4 protein-coding genes and 1 pseudogene are annotated in these 2,318 nt (G+C 41.6%); all 5 read right to left on the bottom strand.

All coding sequences use genetic code 11. The annotated features are described in order from the left end of the window. Positions 1–154: 154 nt before the first annotated feature. A complete protein-coding gene (locus ACLW56_RS25075; RefSeq protein WP_330986309.1) occupies positions 155–397 on the bottom strand; it encodes a hypothetical protein in 243 nt (80 codons plus the stop codon). After that, positions 384–917, bottom strand: a complete 534-nt coding sequence (locus tag ACLW56_RS25070; protein ID WP_330986308.1) for a hypothetical protein — start codon at positions 915–917, stop codon at positions 384–386. Before ACLW56_RS25070 ends, ACLW56_RS25075 begins: the two co-directional genes overlap by 14 nt. Positions 918–930: 13 nt before the next feature. After that, a complete protein-coding gene (locus ACLW56_RS25065; protein ID WP_330986307.1) occupies positions 931–1,350 on the bottom strand; it encodes a hypothetical protein in 420 nt (139 codons plus the stop codon). 64 nt (positions 1,351–1,414) lie between these two features. Continuing rightward, complete coding sequence (locus tag ACLW56_RS25060) at positions 1,415–1,870, bottom strand: hypothetical protein (RefSeq protein WP_330986306.1); 456 nt, start codon at positions 1,868–1,870, stop codon at positions 1,415–1,417. A 13-nt stretch (positions 1,871–1,883) separates the two neighbouring features. Then, positions 1,884–2,318 (bottom strand): annotated as a pseudogene (locus ACLW56_RS25055) (peptidoglycan-binding protein); the annotation flags it as partial.

The following is a 2,318-nucleotide window of genomic DNA, read 5'->3' as shown; positions in this document are numbered from 1 at the left end:
CTCGATATCATCGAGCGGCACGGGCTTATTTTGCTGATCGAGATAGCATTTCCATTCACCTGACCATCCCAAAAGGCCATCGTAGGGCGTCGGGGTATCCTGAGGGGCATCGAACAGAGGCGTTAGCTGAGAAGTCATTCTTTATCACCGTTTGTTAATGGGTTATAGACCAGCGTGGTGCTCTCAATACCGTCAACGCCCTGGCCTCATCTTCTTTGATGACATTTTTTAACCCTAAGTGGTGTGTCAGATAAATCAGCCTGGATTTTTCTGCATCGTTGAGGCTGTCAATGTTATAACCCCGGTTTTTTGACGAAGTTAAATTAGCCACGCCGTAATCTACAGTCGCCGAATTGAGAATCGACACTCTCAGGCCACCACCGTCATTTTTTTGCATCGTTCTCACCTGCGGCATCTTTCTCTTTTGTGACTTTTTCTACGTGCCCGTTTGCATATTTAAATCGCAAGTTGTTATCAATCACGATGATGGCGTTAGCTTTTCCCCAGGACACCCAGGTGATGGTTGAGTCACTCCATCCGGAAAAAAAAGGATTGGAAATAACAGGTTTGCCGCTGGTGAGATCGAGGACAACATTCATGGCACAGTGTCCTCCCGTTGTATCAGGAACGCATTTTTCTTCCGTTGTGTAAGAAATAATCGCTTTCGTGATAAGATACATTTTGTTTTTAAAAATACCGTCATCATTGTCTATTACAATATAATCATCGGAAACTTTATATATTTCTTGTCCGTTAAGTAGTAAATGAGAGAACCCATCTTTAGCATCAACCTTTATTATTTGCTCCAAAGGGCCTAAAATGGTCTTTTTGCAATCATCTGGGGATACTTTGCACTCAGATGCTTTTGCTGTGAATGCCATGATTAAAATAAATATACCTAATAAAATGTTTTTCATGAGAAATCCGAAGTTATAATTTTGCTATGGTGGGTTTTAAATAAGCGTCTTCTTGCCTTGGAGGCTTAGTCAACTCTAAACAATAATGATTAAAAAGTTTGATGCTGTGATCTATATAAGAAGTTAACCACTCCCTGTGCGCCTCAACATAGCTCCCTTCCCGTTGGCATCTTCTTTCTGCTGATTTTTTCCCCACCTGAGCAATAAGCAACATCCTCGCTTCATCTTCTTCGATGGCATTTTGTATAAATAAGTCAGCATTTTTTAACCCCAGGTGGTGTGCCAGATAAATCAGCCTGGATTTTTCTGCATCGTTGAGGCTGTCAATGTTATAACCCAGGTTTTTTAACGAAGTTAAATTAGCCACGCCGTAATCTACGGCCGCCGAATTGAGAATCGACACTCTCAGGCCACCACTGTCATTTTTTTGCATCGTTTTCACCTGCGGCATCTTTCTCTTTTGTGACTTTTTCTACGTGCCCGTTTGCATATTTAAATCACAAGTTGTTATCAATCACGATGATGGCGTTAGCTTTTCCCCAGGACACCCAGGTGATGGTTGAGTCACTCCATCCGGAAAAGAAAGGATTGGAAATAACAGGTTTACCGCTGGTGAGATCGAGGACAAGATTCATGGCACAGTGTCCTCCCGTTGTATCAGGAATGCATTTTTCTTTCGATGTGTAAGAGAGAGTCGCTTTAGTTATAAAATATGTGTTTTTTTTTCTTATACCATCATCGTTGCCTATCACAATATAGGCAGCATTGGCTTTGTAAATTTCCTTTCCGTTAAGGGTTAAGTGCGAGTAACCATCTTTCGACTCAATTTCTATTGTTTGATCCAGAGGGCCCAAAATAGTATTTACGCACTGTATTGCAGTAGTTTTACATTCAGTAGCTTCCGCCGAATAGAGTGTGAATAAAAAAATCGCCATTAATAGTTTTATTTTCATGAGAATCCCTGCGTCATAATTTGGCCATGACAAATTTAAGGTTGACATCCTTTTGTTTGGGAGGGTGAGTTATTTCCAAACAATAGTAGTCATAAAGATTAATGTGGTTGTCTATGTAATATATTAACCATTTCCTATGGGCTGGAACATAGCTCCCTTCCCGTTGGCATCTTCTTTCTGCTGATGTCTTCCCTACCTGAGCAATAAGCAACATCCTCGCTTCATCTTCTTCGATGGCATTTTGTATAAATAAGTCAGCATTTTTTAACCCCAGGTGGTGTGTCAGATAAATCAGCCTGGATTTTTCTGCATCGTTGAGGCTGTCAATGTTATAACCCCGGCTTTTTAACGAGGTTAAATTAGCCACGCCGTAATCCACGGCCGCCATAATCGCGTACTCTGGCTCAAACCTGAGGTTCAGCCATTGCTGCAGGCTGGTTGTTGCCCG

It is taken from the genome of Pantoea sp. sgz302252, assembly GCF_047713085.1.
Taxonomy (GTDB): domain Bacteria; phylum Pseudomonadota; class Gammaproteobacteria; order Enterobacterales; family Enterobacteriaceae; genus Scandinavium.
Note: the sequence above shows the minus strand (reverse complement) of the source record. Positions and strands in the feature narration are given on the sequence as shown.

Bases quoted from the DNA above. Each gene is read 5' to 3' on its own strand.
- ACLW56_RS25075 (WP_330986309.1), bottom strand. From the start codon at position 397: ATGCAAAAAAATGACGGTGGTGGCCTGAGAGTGTCGATTCTCAATTCG.
- ACLW56_RS25070 (WP_330986308.1), bottom strand. From the start codon at position 917: ATGAAAAACATTTTATTAGGTATATTTATTTTAATCATGGCATTCACA.
- ACLW56_RS25065 (WP_330986307.1), bottom strand. From the start codon at position 1,350: ATGCAAAAAAATGACAGTGGTGGCCTGAGAGTGTCGATTCTCAATTCG.
- ACLW56_RS25060 (WP_330986306.1), bottom strand. From the start codon at position 1,870: ATGAAAATAAAACTATTAATGGCGATTTTTTTATTCACACTCTATTCG.